Annotated in this window: 1 protein-coding gene; it reads right to left on the bottom strand. The window is 49.1% G+C overall.

Going from position 1 to position 1,131, the window contains the following annotated elements; genetic code table 11:
* Positions 1–920, bottom strand: a 920-nt coding sequence (locus JF818_RS05415; RefSeq protein ID WP_198890944.1) for an IS1595 family transposase, incomplete at its 3' end; no start/stop codon positions are given.
* Between the last annotated feature and the right edge of the window lie 211 nt (positions 921–1,131).

Consider the following 1,131-nt stretch of genomic DNA (forward strand, 5'->3'; position numbering starts at 1 on the left):
TCCTTGGGGTGGTTCATGACAAAGCAGAATAGGTTCAGATAGTCCTGTAGGTCATCCCTGATGAATCCTGAGTGGGAGGCAAGGAAGAGTTTCAGCATCCTGCAGTATTGATTGATCCTGTTCAGCGGATTCTCGGAATCAGGCAACTGCTTGATCTGTCGCGAATCATACACGATGCTCCTGAGCCTGAGAGCTTCTACCAGCGGCCCGTGGGCTTGTTCCATGTCATGCCTCATGGTAGATTCCGGCTTGATGTGAGATGCAAATATGTCCAGTGTTCCCTGCTTGGTTGGTTTTCCCTCTCCTTCCACAAAGCAGATGACGCTGCTTTGGTCGCAGGCAATACCGATACAAATCTGGTTTCGGGACAATCCCCGGTACTCTTTGCCATCGGCTCTTCTCTGAATGTCGGAATTTCGAACCTTATAGAAGGTCTCATCAAGCTCAACCTCACCTGACAGTACCAGGGTACCTTGGTACTCCCTCAATACCAGGAAGACCTTTTCCATCCAGTATCTTGTAGTTGTATAAGCATTACGGTTGCTCTTCGATGTCAGGCTGAAGCTGCCGTACCCGAATATGGAGAGCAAGAAATCTAGCCATTCGGTAAGAGGTAGCTTGTGGGAATCGAAGATTGTGTTGGTCAAGGCATTGAAGGTCCGTCCGCAATCCTTGCACCTGAACTTGCGGACCCCGTTGGAGGTAAAGCCAAATCTCTGGATGGCAGGGCTTCTGCAGTGCCTGCATTCCTGTACATTCAGCGAGTTGAGCAGCTCAACCTCGCCGGTATCAGAGATGACCGGATGTTTCCTGTGATAATTGCCCTGATTGCTCTCATCGATGAATGCTTGGAGCGCTGTGGCTTCAGGCATATCGGACCAAGGGGTCTTCCTCCTGGATTTCGATCTGATTTTCTTCATGTGGTAGTCCTTTGTGAGAAGACAGAGGCCAGATAGGGACTACCACATCGCAACTATCCAGCCAGCTGTCTGAGCTAAGACCTCTGTCAAGACAGGAAAGATAGAAAATAAGGAATTTCATGCTACCTGTTCTTTGGTATCGTCTTCCCCAACGGGGAAACATCCTTTTCTATAGACTTCATCCGGTATCTGATAATCCAGGCCTTGATGT

Origin of the sequence: Sphaerochaeta sp. S2, from assembly GCF_016406725.1 — a bacterium.
Taxonomy (GTDB): Bacteria; Spirochaetota; Spirochaetia; order Sphaerochaetales; family Sphaerochaetaceae; genus Sphaerochaeta.